This window comes from Cohnella sp. 56, from assembly GCF_037963805.1.
GTDB lineage: Bacteria > Bacillota > Bacilli > Paenibacillales > Paenibacillaceae > Cohnella.
Map to the genome: position 1 here is coordinate 325,058 of NZ_JAZDQE010000006.1, position 18,726 is coordinate 343,783.

The 18,726-nt window shown below is 58.3% G+C and carries 11 protein-coding genes; 1 reads left to right on the plus strand and 10 read right to left on the minus strand.

The window, feature by feature from the left end:
- Positions 1-51 precede the first annotated feature (51 nt).
- Genes VQ071_RS13710 through VQ071_RS13720 form a run of 3 tightly spaced genes read right to left on the minus strand, consistent with a single transcriptional unit; the run spans position 52 to position 3,585 of the window.
- Entirely contained in the window at positions 52-891 is an 840-nt protein-coding gene (locus VQ071_RS13710) for a sugar ABC transporter permease (RefSeq protein ID WP_340514579.1), read from the minus strand.
- The gene (locus VQ071_RS13715; RefSeq protein WP_340514580.1) at positions 888-2,195 is read right to left on the minus strand and encodes a sugar ABC transporter permease; all 1,308 of its coding nucleotides are present in this window, start codon (positions 2,193-2,195) and stop codon (positions 888-890) included. Before VQ071_RS13715 ends, VQ071_RS13710 begins: the two co-directional genes overlap by 4 nt.
- A gap of 19 nt (positions 2,196-2,214) precedes the next feature.
- A complete protein-coding gene (locus VQ071_RS13720; RefSeq protein WP_340514581.1) occupies positions 2,215-3,585 on the minus strand; it encodes a sugar ABC transporter substrate-binding protein in 1,371 nt (456 codons plus the stop codon).
- A gap of 466 nt (positions 3,586-4,051) precedes the next feature.
- On the opposite strand from VQ071_RS13720, the gene VQ071_RS13725 reads away from it, so the two are divergent.
- Positions 4,052-4,876 carry an aminoglycoside N(3)-acetyltransferase gene (locus VQ071_RS13725; protein ID WP_340514582.1) on the plus strand — a complete coding sequence of 275 codons (825 nt, stop codon included), beginning with the start codon at positions 4,052-4,054 and terminating at the stop codon, positions 4,874-4,876.
- A gap of 104 nt (positions 4,877-4,980) precedes the next feature.
- On the opposite strand, the gene VQ071_RS13730 is transcribed toward VQ071_RS13725, so the two are convergent.
- The 7 genes from VQ071_RS13730 to VQ071_RS13760 form a co-directional block, all read right to left on the minus strand.
- The gene (locus VQ071_RS13730; RefSeq protein ID WP_340514609.1) at positions 4,981-5,856 is read right to left on the minus strand and encodes an S-layer homology domain-containing protein; all 876 of its coding nucleotides are present in this window, start codon (positions 5,854-5,856) and stop codon (positions 4,981-4,983) included.
- 182 nt (positions 5,857-6,038) lie between these two features.
- Positions 6,039-11,327: a cohesin domain-containing protein gene (locus tag VQ071_RS13735; protein WP_340514583.1), complete on the minus strand. Its 5,289-nt coding sequence runs from the start codon at positions 11,325-11,327 to the stop codon at positions 6,039-6,041.
- A 338-nt stretch (positions 11,328-11,665) separates the two neighbouring features.
- Complete coding sequence (locus VQ071_RS13740) at positions 11,666-12,403, minus strand: carbohydrate ABC transporter permease (protein ID WP_340514584.1); 738 nt, start codon at positions 12,401-12,403, stop codon at positions 11,666-11,668.
- Positions 12,404-12,495: 92 nt separating this feature from the next.
- Positions 12,496-13,380 (minus strand): carbohydrate ABC transporter permease, encoded by an 885-nt coding sequence (locus VQ071_RS13745; protein ID WP_340514585.1) that lies wholly within the window; start codon positions 13,378-13,380, stop codon positions 12,496-12,498.
- Between the two features lie 73 nt (positions 13,381-13,453).
- Positions 13,454-14,821, minus strand: coding sequence for an ABC transporter substrate-binding protein (locus VQ071_RS13750; protein ID WP_340514586.1), 1,368 nt, complete (start codon positions 14,819-14,821; stop codon positions 13,454-13,456).
- A 250-nt stretch (positions 14,822-15,071) separates the two neighbouring features.
- Positions 15,072-16,676 carry a response regulator gene (locus VQ071_RS13755; RefSeq protein WP_340514587.1) on the minus strand — a complete coding sequence of 535 codons (1,605 nt, stop codon included), beginning with the start codon at positions 16,674-16,676 and terminating at the stop codon, positions 15,072-15,074.
- A gap of 69 nt (positions 16,677-16,745) precedes the next feature.
- Positions 16,746-18,548 (minus strand): cache domain-containing sensor histidine kinase, encoded by a 1,803-nt coding sequence (locus VQ071_RS13760; RefSeq protein ID WP_340514588.1) that lies wholly within the window; start codon positions 18,546-18,548, stop codon positions 16,746-16,748.
- Positions 18,549-18,726 lie beyond the last annotated feature (178 nt).

The following is an 18,726-nucleotide window of genomic DNA, read 5'->3' on the forward strand; positions in this document are numbered from 1 at the left end:
GACTTCGGCTTCGGCTTCGGCTCCGGCTTCGGCCGTCCCCGCGCCTGTCTCTTACCCCTTGTTCGCCCCCGCCGTCAGCCCGTCCACGAGGAACCGCTGCAGGAAGAAGAAGAGCGCCGTGATCGGCAGCGCGACGAGCACCGCGCCCGAGGCGAACAGCGTGAACTCGGTCGAGTTGCGCTGATTGACCATCCGGTACAGCCCGACGGCGAGCGTCCGCTGCTCCTCGGTGCGGAGGATGAGGTCGGCGAAGATGAAGTCGACGAAGCTGCCGTAGAAAATCATGAGGCTGGCGTACGTGAGCATCGGCGTCGACAGCGGGATCATGATCGCGAAGAATACGCGCATATGGCTGGCGCCGTCGATCTTGGCCGCGTCCTCGAGGCTTTTCGGGATCGTGTCGAAGAACCCCTTGGCCACGAAAATATGGGTGATGATCGCCCCGCTGCTATAGACGAGGACGAGCGCCCAATGCGAATTGAGCAGGCCCATCGTATTGAGCAGCACGTAGATCGCGATCATCGCCATGAAGCCGGGAAAAATCTGCAGCACGAGCAGCACGGTGAGCGACGTCTTGCGCCCGGAGAAGCGGTATCGGGAGATGGCGTACGACGAGAGCAGCAGCAGGAACGTCCCGAGCAGCGTCGACATCACCGCGATCTTGATCGTGTTCTTGGCCCATACCGCGTATTGCGTCTTGGCGAACAGCTCCTCGTAGTGCGTCAGCGTGAACGACCGCGGGATGAGCGTATCGCTGAACAGGCTGTTGCCCGTCTTGAGCGACGACATGACGATCCACAGCGCGGGGAACAGGCTCAGGACGCAGAGCGCGATGAGGAAAATATAGCTGGCGGTGAGCTTGGCCGTGCCTCCGACCTGGCGGTTGTTCATGCGATCATGTCCTCCTCTCGGTAGGCGCGCGTCTGCCGGTAGCTCCAGATGGAGAAGGAGGCGACGAGCAGGAAGATGACGATGCCGATGACGGAGGCGAAGCTGTACTGCGACTGGTTCAGCGCGAGCTTGTACAGCCAGGTCACGAGCAGGTCGGTATGCCCTGCGTACTGGTAGTCCGGGTTGACCGGATCGCCGTTCGTCAGCAGGAAGATGACGTTGAAGTTGTTGATGTTGCCGGCGAACTGCATGATGAGCACCGGCGCGGTCGAGAACAGCACCATCGGCATCGTGATGAGCCTGAACTTCTGCAGCGCGCCCGCCCCGTCGACCTCCGCCGCCTCGTACAGATCGCCGGGGATCGTCGTCAGCACGCCCAGCACGAGGATCATCGTGATCGGGATGCCGAGCCACATGTTGACGAGAATGACCGTGACCTTGGCCCAGAAGGGATCGGTCAGCCACGGCAGGCCGTCCAGCCCCAGCGCCCGCAGGTACCCGTTGACGGGACCGAACTGATTGTTGAACAGATTGCGCATGACGAGCAGCGAGATCATGTTCGGGATGGCGAACGGCACGATCAGAATCGTGCGCCACAGCTTCTTGAAGCGGATGCGGGGCTGGTGGATGACGACCGCGACGACGATGCCGCCCACGTAGGTCGTGAAGGTGGCGACAACCGCCCAGATGAGCGTCCACGTGACGACGCCGCCGAAGGTCGAACTCCACACCTTGAGCTCGAGCATCTTCCTGAAGTTGTCGAACCCGACCCAGTCCACGAGATTGGCGGGGGGCAGAATCGGGTCCGCATAGTTCGTAAAGGCGAGCAGGATGGAGAAGACGAGCGGCAGAATGGTCAGAAACGTGATCGTCACGAACGGGACGGCGAGCACCAGGTAGGCGAAGTGGCGGCGCCCCAGCCCCGCGAGGGACCCGGCGATGCCCGGCGGCCGCTGCCCGCTCTCCCGCAGCAGCCCGTTGCTGTAGGCGTCCCGGATATTGATCGCGTACAGACCGATGAACATCGCCAGACCGAACGTCGCGATCAGTCCGTCGATCATCATATAGATCGAGTGGTCGCCCGCCACCATCTTCGTCAGCTTGCCGACCTTGACCATGCCGCTCGGCCGTTCGCCGAGCGTGACGAGCCCCTTGATGAAGGCCGGGTATTTGTACGCCGCGCCGTACAGGCCGGCCGCTCCGAAGAGCAGGAACAGCAGGCCTTTGATCGTCTGGCGGTTGTAGAGCTGCCCGAGTCCCATCAGCAGGGCCGATAGCAGGGCGGCTGTCGTTCGTTTGCGCATCCGGTCGTCCACCTATTCTTTATTTCGATGCCAGGTCGGCTTGAATCGTCTTGACCGTCTGGTCCAGCGTCGTCTTCGCATCCTGGTCCGGGTGGTCCCACAGCGTGATGAAGGCGGCCTTGAGCGGCTCCCAGATCGCATTGATCTCGGAGATGGAGGGCATCGGCACCGAATGGGTGAACTGCTCGTAGAAGCCGCTCACGATCGGATCGTTCTTGATCTCCGGCGCCTCGCCGGCTTCGCGGCTAGCGGGGATCGCGCCCGTCATCTGATAGTTTTTGAGCTGGTTGTCCTTGCTGCTGGCGAAGTTCGCGAACAGCCGCGCGGCGAGCGGATACTTGGTGTAGGAATTGACGTAATACGACTTGACGCCGGAGAACGAGATCGACGGCTGGCCGTCCGGCGTCTTGGGCAGCGGCGCGATGCCGAGGTTGACCTTGTCCTTGAACGCGCCGACCGACCAAGGTCCGTCGATGTTCATCGCCAGCTTGCCCTCCTGGAACAGCTGCGTCTTCACGTCGTAGGTGACGTCTCCCGCCTTGAGCGGCAGGATCGGCTTCAGGCTCTGCAGGAACTTGAAGCCCTTCACGGCGCCTTCGTTGTTCAGGCCGATGTCCTTCGGATTCGTATTGTTATCGCCGAAGAAGTAGCCGCCGAAGCTGCCGATGAACGGATACGAATAATAACCGACGAACTCCCACATGACCGCGAATTTATTTTGCTTCGGATCGTTGAACGTGCTGGCGAACTTGACGATATCGTCCCATGTCTGCGGCGGACTCGGCACCAGATCCTTGTTGTAGAAAAGCGCGTACGTCTCGACCGACTTCGGATAGCCGTACAGCACGCCGTCATAGGTGGAGGCGTTGACCGCGGCCTCTACGGCGGAGGCGCGCGTCTCTTCCTCGAACAGGTCGTTGGGCAGCAGCAGCCCCGCCTTGACCGCCTGCCCGATCTGATCGTGCGGCAGCGTCAGTACATCCGCCGCCAAGCCGGACGGGCCGTCCGTCGCGAGCCGCCCGCCCTGATCGCCGCCGGCCATCTCCTCGATCGTGACCGGGACGCCGTATTCCTTTTCGAAGGCGGTCGCCAGTTCCTTCATATAGGCCTGCTGCTCCTTGGCCTCCCACACGACCAGCTTCGCGCCCGCTTCCGGCTTCACCTCGTCCTCCGCGGAGGCGCTGGCGGAGGCGGACGACGGAGCCGCCGATTCCGTCTGCGACGGTGCGGACGCGCTGGCGCCGGAGCCGTTCTCGCTTTTGTTCGAGCTGCAGCCCGTCGCGGCGAGCGCCAGGCTCAGCAGCACGAGGCCTCCCCACTTCCCCGCATTCCGCTTGCTCGTCGGCATCTCTTTCGTTTGCGTTTCGTTCGTTTTCGCCATCTCTTTCATGACAACCGCCCTTTCCCTTTATCGTCGTAGGATGGGGCCCGCAGCGCAGCCGGCGCACGGGCTTGGATACAACAAAAAAGAGCACAGCCTCGTTCGCACAAAGTGCCGAGGTTGTACCCTTGTCAGGTAGCATTGCCTTTAAATTGGAAATTTTCATATAGGCGATCCGGATCTTCTTTATCATAACCAACCTGTTAAAGCGTTTGCAATATGCAAAAATGGAAAAGATTTTTAGTTTTTCTTTGCATTTTACCAGATTTCCTCGATATAGCTCCGGTTATCTCACGCTTGCTCCAAAAAACGGCGTTTGCCCGCAGCCCCGATCCGCGATACAGTAGGAATCAAACTTAAAGGCAATGAACGCCAGGTTCAACCTCTTCTGCAAGTCGGGAGGTTGGACCTTTTTCGCGTGACGGGCTGGCCCGCATTCGCCTTTTTGTTCATCTATGGGGGAGGACCACCGGATATGACATATGCAATCGACAACCGTACACTGCTGACGCCCGCCGAGCTGCAGGAGCGGCTCGGGGGCTGCGGCGTCGCGAGCGGACAGCAGCTGATCGTCCACGCTTCGCTCTCAAGCCTGGGCTTCGTCGTCGGCGGCGCCGAGACGCTCGTGCGCGCGCTGCTCGCGCTCGTCGGCGAGACGGGCACCGTGATGATGCCGTCGCAGACATGGCTTAATCTCGATCCGGCGACCGGCGTGCACGGCGACGTGCCGCAGGCGTGGTGGCCCGCCATCCGCGAAGGCTGGCCCGCGTACGACAAGGCGGTCACGCCGTCCGTCGGCATGGGCGCTGCGGCCGAGATGCTGCGCTGCTGGCCGGGCGCGCGGCGGAGCGACCATCCGGCGCGATCGTTCGCGGCGGTCGGCCGGCATGCGGACTACCTGACCGCGGATCACGACCTCTCCGACATCTTCGGAGAGGATTCGCCGCTCGGCCGGCTGTACGGCCTCGGCGGGCGCATCCTGCTCATCGGCGTCGGCCACGACAAGAGCACCTCCCTGCACCTGGCCGAGACGCGCGCCGTCTTCGAAGGCAAGCGGCTGGTCGAGGAGAGCAGCGCCGTCCTCGCGGGCGGCCGGCGGCAATGGGTCACCTACCGGACGCAGGAGGTGTACGACGGCGACTTCGTGCGCCTGGGCAGCGAGTACGAGCTGGAGCGGGGCTTGCAGGTCGGCAGGATCGGCACAGCCGAGATTCGGCTGCTCGAGATGCGGCCGTTCGTCGACTGGGCCGTCGCCTGGATGGAGCGGCACCGGCCGGATTCGTTGATCGCGAGGCCGTAGCCGGCGCTCTTGACGAAGATGCGGCCTCCGGTCGGCTTCCGCGGCCGGGCGGGCGCTCCGGCACGAAGCCCGCGGGCAAGCCGACCGGCGCCCCGCTCGCCCGTTCACGCGACCGACAGCAGTACGATCACGGCTTCCGCCCTTGTCGTATAGGCTTTTGGCGCGAACTGATTTTTGCCGATGCCGTTCATGATTTTCTTATCCTGTACTGCGGCTACGGAGGACAGTGCCCATGGGGCAATCTTTTGATCGTCAACAAAGCCTGGCTTGGACTGGCCGTTCGTCTCCAGCTTCAGCGCGCGGGCGATGATGACCGCCATTTCTTCACGGGTAATCGCGGCGCCCGGGCGGAATGTGCCATCCGGATACCCGGCAATAAGCCCTTCCTCCACCGCAGTCGCCACATAAGGCTCTGCCCAGGGCGCGATCGCGTCCTTGAACGCCGTCTTTTGATCGACGGTGCTCAGCTTCATCGCTTTGACGAGCATGACGGCGAACTCCGCCCGCGTCACTTGGCGCTTCGGCCCGAACGTTCCGTCGGGATACCCGGTTACGAAGCCAAGCCCGACGGCCTGCCGGATACCGGCCTCGGCCCAGTGGCCCGCGATGTCCTTCAGCGCCAAGCCGCCAGTCACGACGACTTGCACCTGCGGCTTCATCTCGGCGACATTCAGCTTCGAGTCTACCAGCTGAACGTCGATCAGCTTGATCGTCGAGCTCGCGGCGGCGACTTGCTTGAATACGAGCGTCGCCATTTCCACTTTACCGCTCAGTCCGTTTCCTGCGCCGACCTGCGTATGGGCGATCCGGACCGTATCCTCCTTGACGATCGGTTCGACCGAGAAGCCTTTAATCGGGCTCGTAAACTTCTGAAAAGACAGCTTTTTCGGATCGTAGCGGAAGGTGAGGTCATAGGCGTACATGTCGTTCAGATGATTTCCGACAGCCGTAATTTGAACGCTGTCTCCGGCAACTTGCATGCTCAACTCAATTTTGGGCGGCTCTTCTGCGCCGGCAGCCGCAGGAATGATACAGATGCTTATGGCAAAGAAGACGATTATCCATGCTGCAAGTTTACGTATGGCCATTTTCCTCGGCTCCCTTTCGATGATAAGCTAAAGCTCCGGTCTGTTCGCCAGCGCGAACAGACCGGAACCCTTTCCTACTGATTCATCCAGTTGCTGATGATCATTCTGGCGACAGCCGCCAGTTCACGGATCGTAATCTCGCCGCTTCCGAAGAGGTCGGCTTTGTTGACCTTGCTCCAGTTCGCATCGGTAGACTTCAAGCCGAAGTACATCGACAAGTACGACAGGTCGCGAATCGTGACTTCCGTCTGACCCGGTACGAGCGTGACGATCGCCGCCTTGAACGTCTGAATGGCCGTATTCAGGCTCGTGACGGCTTGATCGACCGTCGCTTGCGAAGCGCCCGCATTGTTCTTCACGCCGTTCGCCGTATCGATTGCAGCTTGCAGCGCGGAGATGGCGGCAGCAGGGTATTGCCCGACCTTCGTACCCGGCTTCGCTTGATTCAGCTGCGCCTGTGCAGTGCCCAGCGTCGCGATCAATGCGGTCTTGTCGGCAGTCGGCGTCGGAATCCCGATTACCTTGCTCTTGAACTGGTCAATCGTCTCATTCAGCTTCGCGATCGCTTGCGCGATCTCCGCTTCCGAAGCATCCGCACGGTCTCTGACCGCGATCGCTTGCGCAATTTCAGCCTGCACGATCGCCTTGGAGCCGGCCGGATATTGCCCAGGCTGTGTGCCTTCGACCGACTGAGCCAGCAGTTCCTCTGCCTCGCGGACGACGGAATCGAGCGCTGAGCTGTCTGCCAGCTTGATTTGAATGCTTACCTTGACGTCGTCTGTGTTGACGTCCTCGGAGGTCCCGCCGAGCGACAGGATAAAGTCGCTTAACGTTACGTTCGCCATACCTGCTCCGGCATCGTTTTTAGCTTTGCCGATCAGCCGCACCAGCTCGCCGCCTGTCAGATCGGGTGTGCCGAGCGTAGACATAATAACGATAATTTGTCCGAGATCGGCCTTCACGCCCGTGCCCAGAATTTGCAGGCCCGGCCGTGTGACCGAGATCGCCTGGTCAGCCAGGCGCGTGTCGCCGTCCTCTGTGACAGTATCGAATTCGAGCTTCGCCGGATCGTAGTGAACGACGAAGGACAGCGCGTCGAATCCGGACTCAACATCCTTGACGCCAAGCGCTAGCTGGACTTGATGACCCGCAACGACGACAGTCGGACCCGTCAGCGTCACATTGCCGCCAAGCTCCTGCAGCGGCTGGAGCGCCTGGATCGCGCCGCGCAGCGCGTAGTAGGCATCGTCCGCCGCATCCTGCCCGATCTCGCTATTCGAGACGGCGGCTTGGGCTCCGCTCAATGCGCTTGCAAGGCCGTTCCACGAATCGACGGAATACTTCGTTTGATCCAGGCTGCTGGCGGTCCCGATCAGGCCAGTCAGCAAGGACTTGTCGACCGCCGCCGGGGCGCTCGGATTCGCGGCTCCGCCGCGGCCCGCCTTGACTTCGTTGAAGTACGTTTCTACCTTCGTCACTTCGTCGGCTGTCAGCGCTCTGTCGTAGATGAGAACCTGCAGCACTCTGCCCATGAAGCGGTAAGGCGTTGCAGCCGCCATCGTATAGCCTACGCCCAGATCCGCTCTGTTCCCTGCAAGAGCCTTGGCGTTGGTGCCGGTGCCGATGACGCTGTTGTTCACATATACGGCTCTGTTCGCTCCGTCCAGCTGTGCCCGTACGCTGACCAGATCGTTCGTAGCCGAAGTGGCGATTTGCTGCCCGCCGCCGGATACGCTGCCGTCCGCGTTGCCGAAGCGGATGTTGACTCTGTTCGTGCCTACGCCGAGGTTAATGCCGCTCCACCCGTCGTTGGCGGCCCAGGTTTGGTATGCTTCGTTTAATCCGAAGTAGACAAGACCGCTTTGATCGCTGGAGTTGTTGGCCGTGGCGGTCGGTTTAACCAGCGTGTATATCGTCATCTTCGTGCTGCCGTTATAATCCTTGAAGCCGGCAGCTTTGAGCGGCCTTGCGTTCGCCGCAAAATCTACATAGTCGTATACGTCCTTCTTAATCGTCGGATTGCCGGTTGGCGTACCGAGATTATCGCCGCCGCTGCCGGGGACGTTCGCCGGGACCAGCTTCGCCGGCACGCTTCCCATATTCGTCCATCCGGTCACGTTGCCGCTGCTGTCTTTTTCCACGCCCTCATCGGCTTTGAGCCACAGGTCGAGGCCTTCTCTCGGAATATCGGCCAGCGTCGTATCGGTCACGATGACGCGAGCATGCGACTGGCTGAGCACTTCGCCGTCTGCCGCCAGTACGTAGATGATGTACGGACCGGGCAGCAGGGGCGCGATCATCCCGACCTTGTCGCCGGAGGTCACCGTCTCATCGTCGCCGCCGTCAAAGTGTCCGCCGCTCGACGAGGAGATCCATATCTTCTTTGACGCGTCGTTCAGATCGAGCGCAAATCTGACCTTCCCGCCGGGCGCGACGGACACGTCGGCCGGCAGCAGCCTGTTGGCCACCGATACGGTCGTGCTGAAGCTGACGGTGACGGCATTCGGCTGCGCCTGCGTGCTGCCGACCAGGGTCCAGCTTCCTTCGGTAGCGATCTTGTACCCGCTCGTCACGGGATTGCCGTTCAGCGTATAGGTGTAGTCTGCGCTCAAGGTCAGCTCAAGCGGCCGCACGGCTGAGACGTCGTAGCTCTCCCCGTCCGTCACATTGATCGCTGCCGCGCTCTGATCGACGTATACCGTATACTTGGACGTGGCCGTTGCTCTGCCGTCCGCGTATTGGATATACAGCTTGTATTCTCCCGCGGCATTCGGCGCCTTGATCGAATTGGCGTTGCCGGCAGCCTTGGTCATCGCACTGCCTTCCTGGAAGGCCGTTGTGTTCGCAGGCGCGAGCCAAACCGTATCCTGCGCCTTCAACAGACCTCTGCGATTCAGCTTCTCGCCCTTACCCATGATGACGTTGGAAGCCAGCTCGAACTCGGTGTCGGCAATGAGGCTTCTCGGGATCATGTACGTGTATTCGTTGGCCAGACCCGAGTTCAATACGATCTCGTTGCCCTTGATCGGCCAGATGCGCGCTTCGCTCTTGTAATTGTTGTTGACAATCCGCGGCGCGCCATTTTGATTGTTGTTCCCGTCCACATAGCCGTCGACGGCGATCATATCGCTCTTGCGCTTCCAGTTGTTGAACTCGAAGAGACGGCTCTGCCCGGGAGCATGGGAGAGCTTGGACTGCACGACGTTGCCGATCATCTTGATGAACGTGCTGCCTTCGTCCGGATGGAATCCGTTCGTCCAGTTGTTGGAGGTCGTCGGCTTGTCGGTCGGATTCGGATTCAGGAAGTTGTAGTTCATCTCGGTAAAATTCGTCCAGTTGTCGGGGTTCCAGTTGCTGTTCTTGTCGGTGACGGGATCGTTCGTCAGATTGTTGACGGTGTCCCATGTCCCGCCGCCCGGCAGATTACCCGGATCGCCCTGCCGGCCCAGGGAGTAAATGGCCCCGGAGTCGTTGACGACCGTGCAAATTTCCTCGATCCGGTTATAGTTGATTTTGTTGTTCCTCGAGGTTGTCGTAATGTCCGGAGACCTTGCGACGCTCGTCTCGTGCGTACCATTGTAAGGGCCGCCGGTCTTGTTGGTGCCTTGGGCCGTGAAGCCGAACCCGTCGTACTCGTCCCAGCCCCAGCCGATGCTCATGGCACCGTAAGTGGTGTCATAAATGTAATTGTGCAGTACCTGCATGTTTGTCGTGTAAAAAGAGGCCAGCGCGTTGGCGCCCGGGAATCCGTAGCAGGTGCGGTACAGGAAGTTGTTGGTAATATAAATGTTTTCCGGTACGGCTTCCGTCCCCGCTGCGAATTTTTCCTTGTCGACGCCGGCCCAGCTCCTGATCGGCGTGCCGCCAACCGAAGCGCTCGATTCATGCTTAATGGGCTGGTCGTTCTCGTAAATATGCTGCGGATGTCCGACCACAATACCGGATGCGAGCGTATCTACGATATAGTTGCCCGTCACTTCGATATCCTTGACATCGTTCTCGATATGGATGCCGTTGAAGCCGGCCAGACCGATCTCGCCGTTCAGCACCTTGATGTTCCTCGCGGCGTTGATCATGACCACGGCAGGCGGGATGTCATAGCCGCGGTAGAACGTCTCATGCCAGTTGATGCTGCTCGGGAAGTAAACTTTGTTGACGATAGAGCCCTGAACGGACGCATATCCGCGGGAGCTGGTCGTGACGGGTCCCGACCCGTCGCTCAGCGTATAGGTGCCCGTCAGCTCGAACAGCTTGTAGTCGGTATGGGCGAACTTGAGGCCGTTGAAGGTGATGTTTTTGACGCGTCCGTCATCCGAGCCCGCGATCGGGTTCAACCGGTCTCCAACCGGGATGCCTCTGATGTCGACGACCGTCTCCAGTCTTGGCACGACCACCTCGGCGGTATTGATATCCTCGCCTTCGAGCGGGATGTAATAGAGCGTGCTCTCCGCCTGATCGAAGTAGAAGTCCCCGCGTTTGTTGAGGAACTCAAAAGCGTTGCGGATGACTTGGTTGTTGCCCGGATTGTATTGCGTGTTATTGCTCAAGGACTGCGAGATCGCCGCATACGGCATCTGGAACCGGAGCATGACGCCGCCGGGCTTGTTGCTGGCTGCCGGCGCCTGTTCGATCGACGCGAAGGTGACAAACGGCCTCGCCCATCTGGCCGTGGAGCCGCCCACGCTTTCGGCTTCGATGTTCTGCGGGTTTTTCGTGTCCGCCGTCAGACCTACGCTGGCGTCGAATACGATACCCGCCCGGATGCCGCTGCCGTCCCGCCACGCCCAGGGGTTATTGGCGGAAGTGAAGCTGGCCGTGGGCGTGCCGGTGACGGTTCTGTTGGCCGACACGACCTGCGTGCTCGTCGTCATGTTGGCGCGCTTGTCGTTGACATAGATCGCGCGCAGCTTGTCGCTGCGGTTAAGGGTCGTTTTATACGCCTTCAGGCCGCCCGTCTGGGTCAGGCCTGCAGCTTCTGTCCATACGCCCTTTTCCAGCATTTGACCGGCGCTGATGACCGGCTTCGCGCCCGGTGCCGCTTCATAGCGAATCGTGCTGCTTGCGCTGCCGGAGTCCTCCTTGGTAAAGAGCAGCGTTTCGTCAAGCGAATAAAATCCATCCGCGATTCGAACGACGATGTCGCCGCCGGTCTTGGGCAGCGTCCTTACGACCGCTTTTGCTTTGGCAACCGTTTTGTACGGCTTTCCCTGCGTTCCGTCGCCTGTGCTGTCGTTGCCGTTCGTCGCCACATAGATGATTGCACTCGGCGCGCTGCTGTCGGCTGCGGCTGCCGCCCCTGCAAATGGCAGCATGGAAAACATCAGAACCAAAGTCATCATCCAGATCAGTGCCCTTTTTCTCACTTTCGTAAAACCTCCTTGGATATATTTCTTTCACGTTTTCGGCTAAGCGGTATTGGTGCCGGTCCCTCGCTGGCGCACCGTCCTCCCCCCCGTCCCTCTCTCGTTCAGCCTGATGCTTTCTAGTTGTGCGCTGCGTTCAAGCGGTTTGAGCGATTCGCGCTTTTAGCGGCCATGGAAGCGCTACCAACAATGATACTCAGCATCCCTGCATAATCACAGAGACGATTGTTTGTGCATAAGGAATATTTTCGGGATGATTTACGGAAAGTCGTTTGAACCGCAAAAAAGACACCTTGACGGTGTCTTTGACGATACCTGCTGTTCCGCTCACGGCTTCCTTACTTGAGGATGGCTCCCGCCGTCAGCGCGTTTTCGATTCTTTCGTTGCCGATCAAATAGACGATAATCATAGGCAGGCTGGACAGCAGCATGCTCGCGCCGATCAGTCCCCAGTCCGCTACCCCCACATTAATGAAGTAACTGAGCAGACCGACGGTGAGCGGCCGGAACTGGTCCTTGGAGGCGATAATAAAAGCGAGCGGGAACTCGTTCCATATGCGAATGAAGATGAGTACACATTGGGTCATGAGCGCCGGCATGACGATCGGAAATATAATTTTGAAAAAGGTTTGGTACACGTTCGCTCCGTCGATGCATGACGCTTCTTCGAGCTCCTTGGGCAGAGAGCGCAGGAACGCATACAGCATGAGCACGCAGGACGCGATCGCGAACCCGGAATACGGCAGAATCAGACCGAGATAGCTGTTCTTTATATGAAGAGACTTGATCAGCTGGAATAAGGGAATGACGACGACTTCGATCGGCACGATCAGCCCAAGCGATACATAGAACAGCGCCGCCGAATTGAACCTCCACTGCATCCGGCTGAGGCAGTAGGCAAGCATGCTGCCGGTCGTCAGCGTGAGCGCGATCGTCCCTGCGGTATAGATCAGGCTGTTCTGAAAGTACGTATAAAAATGATATTTGGACAAGGCTTCGCCGAAGTTCAGCCAGTCCCACGAGGTCGGAATGCCGAAGGGATTGGCATAAGCCTCGTTTTTGGACTTCAAGGACATCGTTACCATCCAGTACAGGGGAAACAAAAACGTGCAGCCAACGGCCACCCAAAGAACTCGGCTCAACACTTTCAGATAAATCACTCCCTAGCTTAGAACTCCAGCTTCCCTCTCGCCACAAACCGCTGGATGACGAAGGAGATCAAGAGACATTGAACAATGAAGATCACGGCAATGGCAGTCCCCTTGCCGAACTGGGAGGTGTCGAACGCCGTATAGTACATCTGGTAGATCACGGTTCTCGACGTATCCCCGGGGCCTCCGGCCGTCATGACGCGCACATGCGAGTAGAACGCCATCGAACCTAATGTAGAGAGAATCAATACGTACTTGATGACGTTCTGCAGCAAGGGAATCGTGATCCTGAGACTCACCTGCGCAAAGCTGGCGCCATCGATCAGGGCCGCTTCATAATAGCTCTTGGGGATCGTCTTGATTCCCGTATAGAACAGGATCGCGTTAAGTCCGATATATTGCCACAGGAACGACAGCCCGATGCTGGGCATGACCGTTTTCTTTTCCGTCAGCCACGAATGTGTCCAGGCGCTCAGCCCGATCGAATCAAGAATGCGGTTGAACAGTCCCCAGTTGGGCTCGTAGAACGCAAGCCAGATCTGGGCCACGACCGTAACCGACAGTATGGCGGGAAACATGGCCGCCGTCTTGAAAAAGCGGCGCAGCCTCGGCGTTTGCACATCCATAAATAGCGAGAGCATCATCGATAGGGGCAGCCCCAGCAGCAGCGATATTCCAACGATAAGATACGTGTTCTTGTGGGCGGTCCAGAAGGAAGGCGTCGACAGCACTTCCCTGTAGTTATCCAATCCGACAAAGCCCAGATTGCGGAAGCCGTCATGCTTGTGCAGACTCATCCAGATCTCCGGGAGCAGCGGATACACGCAGAATACGGTAAACAACAGCAAGGCCGGCGCAGCAAACACGAATAGGGACAACTTGGTGCTGAAGTACTTGTTCATAGCGCTCTCCACCGTTTAATTTATGTCTAACCCCCCGCGGGCTCGCCGAGGGGGATTAGCTGTTGCCGGACCTTTAATTGTCAAACCACGTGTTCTCGCTCCAGATCTTGTTCATCGCCTTGTTGAAATCGGCGGCGGCGTATTCGCCGGTCAGCAGGTTCGCACCCTGCGTGGACATCTCGGCCGACGTCCGCGCATCCAGCGAATTCAGGGCCATCGAAGCGATCTTGTTCGGGATCGGATTGTACCAGTCCACGAACTTCTGCATCAGCGGGCTCTTGTCCGCGGGCGGGTTGCCGGTCTGCAGCGCGATTGGCGCCCCGGTTTTCTCGAAGTACAGCGCGTCCGCCATGGCGAGGAACTCGGCCAGCTGGACCGCCTCATCCGGATGCTTGGTCTTGCCGCTTACCGCGTAGCCGTTAAGCGGAGAACCCCAGAACTGCACGTTTTTCGTCGGATCGTACTTGTCGCCGGCGGTCGGGAACGGGAAGAAGTCGACCGTCTCGTCTTTGGCGAGGTTGGGCAGCTCCCACGTGAACATCATGAGCATCGCCGCTTTTTTGGACGTGAACATCTCCATCGCCGGACCGTAATCCAGGTTGGCGATGCCGTCCGGGAATACGCCTCCCTTGACCAGCGTCTCGATGCGGGCCGCTCCCTCCTGGACGGCAGGGTTGTCGAAGTCCGTCTTGTTGCTCACGAGATCGGCCATCGCCTGCGGATCGCCGATCTGGATCATCTGCTGCAGCAGGAAGAGCTTCGGTCCCCAACCGTCCTTGCCGGGCGTCACCGCAGGCACCATCCCTTTGCCCTTGAGCGTCTTGGAGATCTGGAGCAGCTCGTCGAACGTCGTCGGCACCTGAACGCCGGCTTGCTCGAACATATCCTTGTGGTAGAAGATGATCGGCGTGAAGTACGTGTCCGCCCCGGATGAGAGGCTGTAAATCTTGCCGTCGACATGCTTCAGCGCGTCCGGCACCGCGTACTTGTTCAGGAAGCCGTCTTTGGAAATGTAGGAGGTGAGGTCCATGATGCTGCCCGTGCTCTTCAGCGGCGTGAAGTAGCCCGCGTCATTCCAGAAGACGTCCGGCATATCCTCCGAAGCGTTCAACGTTTTCAATTTGTTCGCCATATCCTCGCCGCCGCCGCCGGGTTCGAATTCGACCTCGAGATTCGGCAGCGCTTCCGCGACCTTCGGCTTAATATACTGTTCCATGATGTTGTTGCGATTCTCGTCGGTCGTAATCGTGATGACTCTCATTTTGATCTTTTTGCCGTCCGTCCCCGCGCTCTCCTTGGCAGCTTCCGTGCTGCCCGCCGAGACCGACGGGCTGTCGGATGGTTGTGTGTTCCCTTTTTCGTTCCCGCCGCTGCATGCCGACAGTAGCAGCAAGGCGCTCGCCGTCAGGATCGTTGCTTTTGCCTTTGACTTGATTCTCATTGTTTGCCTCCCCTGCGTATCGACCTCTACTCAGGTTGATTCGGAATTGTAAGCGATATCAACCTTGAATTCATCTTACGAATCTTGCCAATTTTAGTACAGAGATTATTCTCGGCCCAGAAGTAAAATTAACGGCAAAAAATAAAACTGTCGCAGCGAAGGCAAACCGCCGGTTTGCACATCCCCAGACAACGCCAAAGGGATGAAGCAGGCCGGTGCCCGCTTCATCCCTTTGGCGTTGTCATAGACCTTACCCCATCTGGTTGACATACCTGCTCGGGGGAATCCCCATATACTTTTTGAAGCATTTGCCGAAATAATTGGCATCCGCATACCCCACCCGGGCGGCTACGCTCTGAATGACCGTCTCCCCCCGGTCGAACAGCTCCTTCGCTTTCATGATCCGCGTCTCGGTCAGATAGTCATTGATCGTGACCGTCGTTTCCTTTTTGAACACAAAGCAAAGGTGATTGTAATTCATATGCACGCTCTTGGCGATATCCTCGATTCTCAGCTCTTCGTTCCCATAGTGGCGCGCGATGTACGCCTTGACCTCCTCGATGACTTTGGCGGACCGATTCGGCTTGCGGCGATGCACATGGTCCATGACTTTCAGAATCAAGGCCCGTATCCAGTCTTCCAGCTCGCCCAACGTTTTCATCTGCTGCACGTGCTGAAGCATATCGGGCTGCGTCGTGTGCCCGAACACATCCTCGAAGCTTTGCGACGCTTCGGCCAGAAACTCCACGCAAGTAGATACGATCTCCATGCCGGCGAGCAGCAGCATCTCGATCGAGGCTTGCCGGGCGCGCACATGCCCGAAAAAATCCGCAAGCCACGCCTCCGTCTCGGATGGGTTGCCGACGCGCATGCACATCAGCAGACCGCTCCTCTTTTCCACCGGGAACAAGCTGGCGCTGAGGCCGGTCTCGGACGCTGCGGCATACGCGAATACCTCGCCGCCGCCCCTCACGAACCTGCGCTTCAAGGCGAGCAGCGCTTCCTTGTAGGAGCCGGAGATCGACGACAGCGATCGGCAGACGCCGCCGATTCCGATCGTTGCCGAGCACGGCAGATCGCGAATCCGGTCGCGAATCTCTCTGCACAGCGGCTCCAGTCCGGCAAACGCGCCGTCCGGCGATCCGACGATGAGCACGAGGCGGTCTTCGTAATCGCGGCAGGCGGCATAGGCGTATGCGCGCTCCGCTTCGCGCTGTGCAATCTCCTGAACGGCAGCCTTGCTGGCCAGCAGGTCCTCCTCGCGATTCCAATCGTCGCGGGGGTCCAGATCGACCACGACCGCCGCATAATAGGGCCCTTCCAGCCGGATTCCCAGGTAGGCCAGCCGATCCTGTCCGGGCATCGCCGCCGCATGAACGCTGCCTTGCAGCAAGCCGTTCAGCGCCTGCTCCTTCAACACGGGCAAGCTCTCTATCGCCTGCTTCCGGAGGTCTTCAAGCTCCATCCGGCCCAGGCGTTCCGTTCGGAGCTGCTCCTTCATGTCCAGCAGGGAGCCCCGGAGCTCTCCCTCGTTAATCGGCTTCAGCACATAATCGAACACGCCCAGATGCACGGCTTGTCTGGCATAGACGAATTCGCTATGTCCGGACAGCACCATAAATTTCGTATCCTGACCGCGCTGCTTCGCCTTTTGGATGAATTCGATGCCGTCCATGATCGGCATATTCATGTCGACCAGCACGACATCCGGCTTCAGCTCGGGCAGGAGCGCCAGCGCCTCCGCTCCGTTTTTTGCTTCCCCCGCAATCTGAAATCCCAGCTCCGTCCACGGCAGCGATATTTTCAAAGCTTGCCTGAAATAATACTCATCGTCCACGATAAGCACCTTGTACATGCCCGAACCCTCCTGTTGCCCGCCCGGAGCGGATTGTCATAATGTCGGCTTAACGATTGGCGCGAGGCTCTAGTGCTGTCTCAGCGGCAATACGATCGTGATTCGGGTGTAGGCGCCATACTCGCTTTCCACCTTCAGTCCGTACCTGTCTCCGTACAGCATGCGAATCCGGTTGGATACGCTCCTGAACCCGAAGCCGCCTTTTTCCTTGGTTGCAGCCGTTCCCGTCATCATCTCCTGAACTTGGCTGTCGCGCATGCCGACCCCGTCATCGTAAATTTCAATATGCACATCTTCGCCGACGCGCCGCCCGCCGATGCGTACGAAGCCTTTTTCGCTTTTCATCTTCAATCCGTGATAGATGGCGTTTTCCACGAGCGGCTGCAAGGTCAGCTTCGGGATGGAATAGGCCATGATCTCCTCGTCAATCTCCATCGTATACGCCATATATTCCACGTAGCGCAGCTGCTGAATTTCCAGATAGCTTGCCGTTAAGCGCATCTCGTCCTTGATCGAGATAATATCGTTCCCGTTGCTGAGCGAGATTTTATAAAAGTCCGCCATATATTGCGCTGCCGTGATCCCTTCTTTGCCCATGCCGAGCTTGATGAGCGAGATGATCGTCTCCACCGTATTGTAAAAAAAGTGCGGCTTGATCTGAGATTGCAGCAGCTTAAATTCGATCTCGGCCTTTGTCTTCTGCTTCTCCACATTCTCGGCCATCAGCGCTTCGATGCGGTCCATCAGATTGTTGAAGCCGTCGCTTAAATAGCCGATCTCGTCTCTTGACTGATAGGCGCTTCTGACTTGCATCTTGCCGGTCCGAATCTCTCTCATCGTCTTGGCGAGGCGAAGGATAGGACGCGTAATCGAACGGGACAGCATGAAGGAAACGATCAAGGCGACCAGCAAGCAGACGGCGCCGATTCCGATGATCAGCTGGTTGATTTTTTTGCGCTCCGAAGTAATCTCGTCGATCGGAATCGTGCTGACGATCGTCCATCCGAGCGGCTTGAACCGCTGCGTCGATACCAGCATCCGCTTGCTTCCGCTGGCCTGCGTGAAGCTGACGTCCTTCTGTCCAAAGTCGGGAATGGTGACGGCGAACGCTTCGTCGAAGTTCCGGTACAGCATATCTTTGTTTTTGGCGGAGATGATGTTGCCGTCTGCATCGAGGATGTAGAACTGTCCGCCCTTGTGATTTTTCCCCTCCTCGTAGATCGAGGTGATCACGTCTTCTTTGACGTACAAAAAAACGCGCCCGATCGTTTTTCCCGTGTCTTTGTGAACGACCGTCTTGGACACTGCAAAAACGTTGTCTTCTCCCTCGTACCTGAATTTGAAGCGGATCAGTCCCGTCCAGACGGGCAGGTAGGAATGATCCGCGGTCTCGTCTCCTTCGCCGAATAGGCGGGAGGCGTAGTCGTTGTCGGCAAACCCTACGTCCACCCATTGACGATTCGAGGTCAGAATGCTGACCGCTTTGATCTTGGTGTTCGGCTCCACGATGTTGCTGATCGTTTCAGAGAGAATTTTATTCATGGAAAGGTTGCTCAGTCCTGCAGCGGGCTGATGCGGATAGGACTCGTTGTTCAGCAGCAGATCGTTGTAGAGCACATTTTGCAGGCGATAATCGCTGGCCAAAATTTTGGAATAATCCTCAATCGAAGTTAACAGGGTCTGCAGGTTATTTCTGATCAGGACAAGCTCCCGCGAGGAATCGTTGACAGCCTTCTCAATGATGGCCTTCTGCGAGATCGTATTGGTGAAGATCGCTTGGGTGGATATAAAAAATACAATAATGAGCAGGTTCGAGATAAAGATTTTATTGTGGATCGAGATGCCGCCTACATATTTTGTAAACCCTTTCATTTTACGATAGCTTCCTCTCCTCGATAGCTAAGAAAGCGATATACTCTAAAGTATCGGCACATACGACCGGCCTGTCAACTTGATTTTTCGGAGAAGCAGCTATCGACAGGAAACGCAGACGGCCAATAAAGCTGACAGCGGGGAAACGGCCGGACGCACAAAAAGCGCTTGCCCGGGG

Excerpts from the sequence above, each read along its gene's own strand:
- VQ071_RS13710 (WP_340514579.1), bottom strand. The coding sequence starts at position 891 with ATGAACAACCGCCAGGTCGGAGGCACGGCCAAGCTCACCGCCAGCTAT.
- VQ071_RS13715 (WP_340514580.1), bottom strand. The coding sequence starts at position 2,195 with ATGCGCAAACGAACGACAGCCGCCCTGCTATCGGCCCTGCTGATGGGA.
- VQ071_RS13720 (WP_340514581.1), bottom strand. The coding sequence starts at position 3,585 with ATGAAAGAGATGGCGAAAACGAACGAAACGCAAACGAAAGAGATGCCG.
- VQ071_RS13725 (WP_340514582.1), top strand. The coding sequence starts at position 4,052 with ATGACATATGCAATCGACAACCGTACACTGCTGACGCCCGCCGAGCTG.
- VQ071_RS13730 (WP_340514609.1), bottom strand. The coding sequence starts at position 5,856 with ATGCAAGTTGCCGGAGACAGCGTTCAAATTACGGCTGTCGGAAATCAT.
- VQ071_RS13740 (WP_340514584.1), bottom strand. The coding sequence starts at position 12,403 with ATGTCCTTGAAGTCCAAAAACGAGGCTTATGCCAATCCCTTCGGCATT.
- VQ071_RS13745 (WP_340514585.1), bottom strand. The coding sequence starts at position 13,380 with ATGAACAAGTACTTCAGCACCAAGTTGTCCCTATTCGTGTTTGCTGCG.
- VQ071_RS13750 (WP_340514586.1), bottom strand. The coding sequence starts at position 14,821 with ATGAGAATCAAGTCAAAGGCAAAAGCAACGATCCTGACGGCGAGCGCC.
- VQ071_RS13755 (WP_340514587.1), bottom strand. The coding sequence starts at position 16,676 with ATGTACAAGGTGCTTATCGTGGACGATGAGTATTATTTCAGGCAAGCT.
- VQ071_RS13760 (WP_340514588.1), bottom strand. The coding sequence starts at position 18,548 with ATGAAAGGGTTTACAAAATATGTAGGCGGCATCTCGATCCACAATAAA.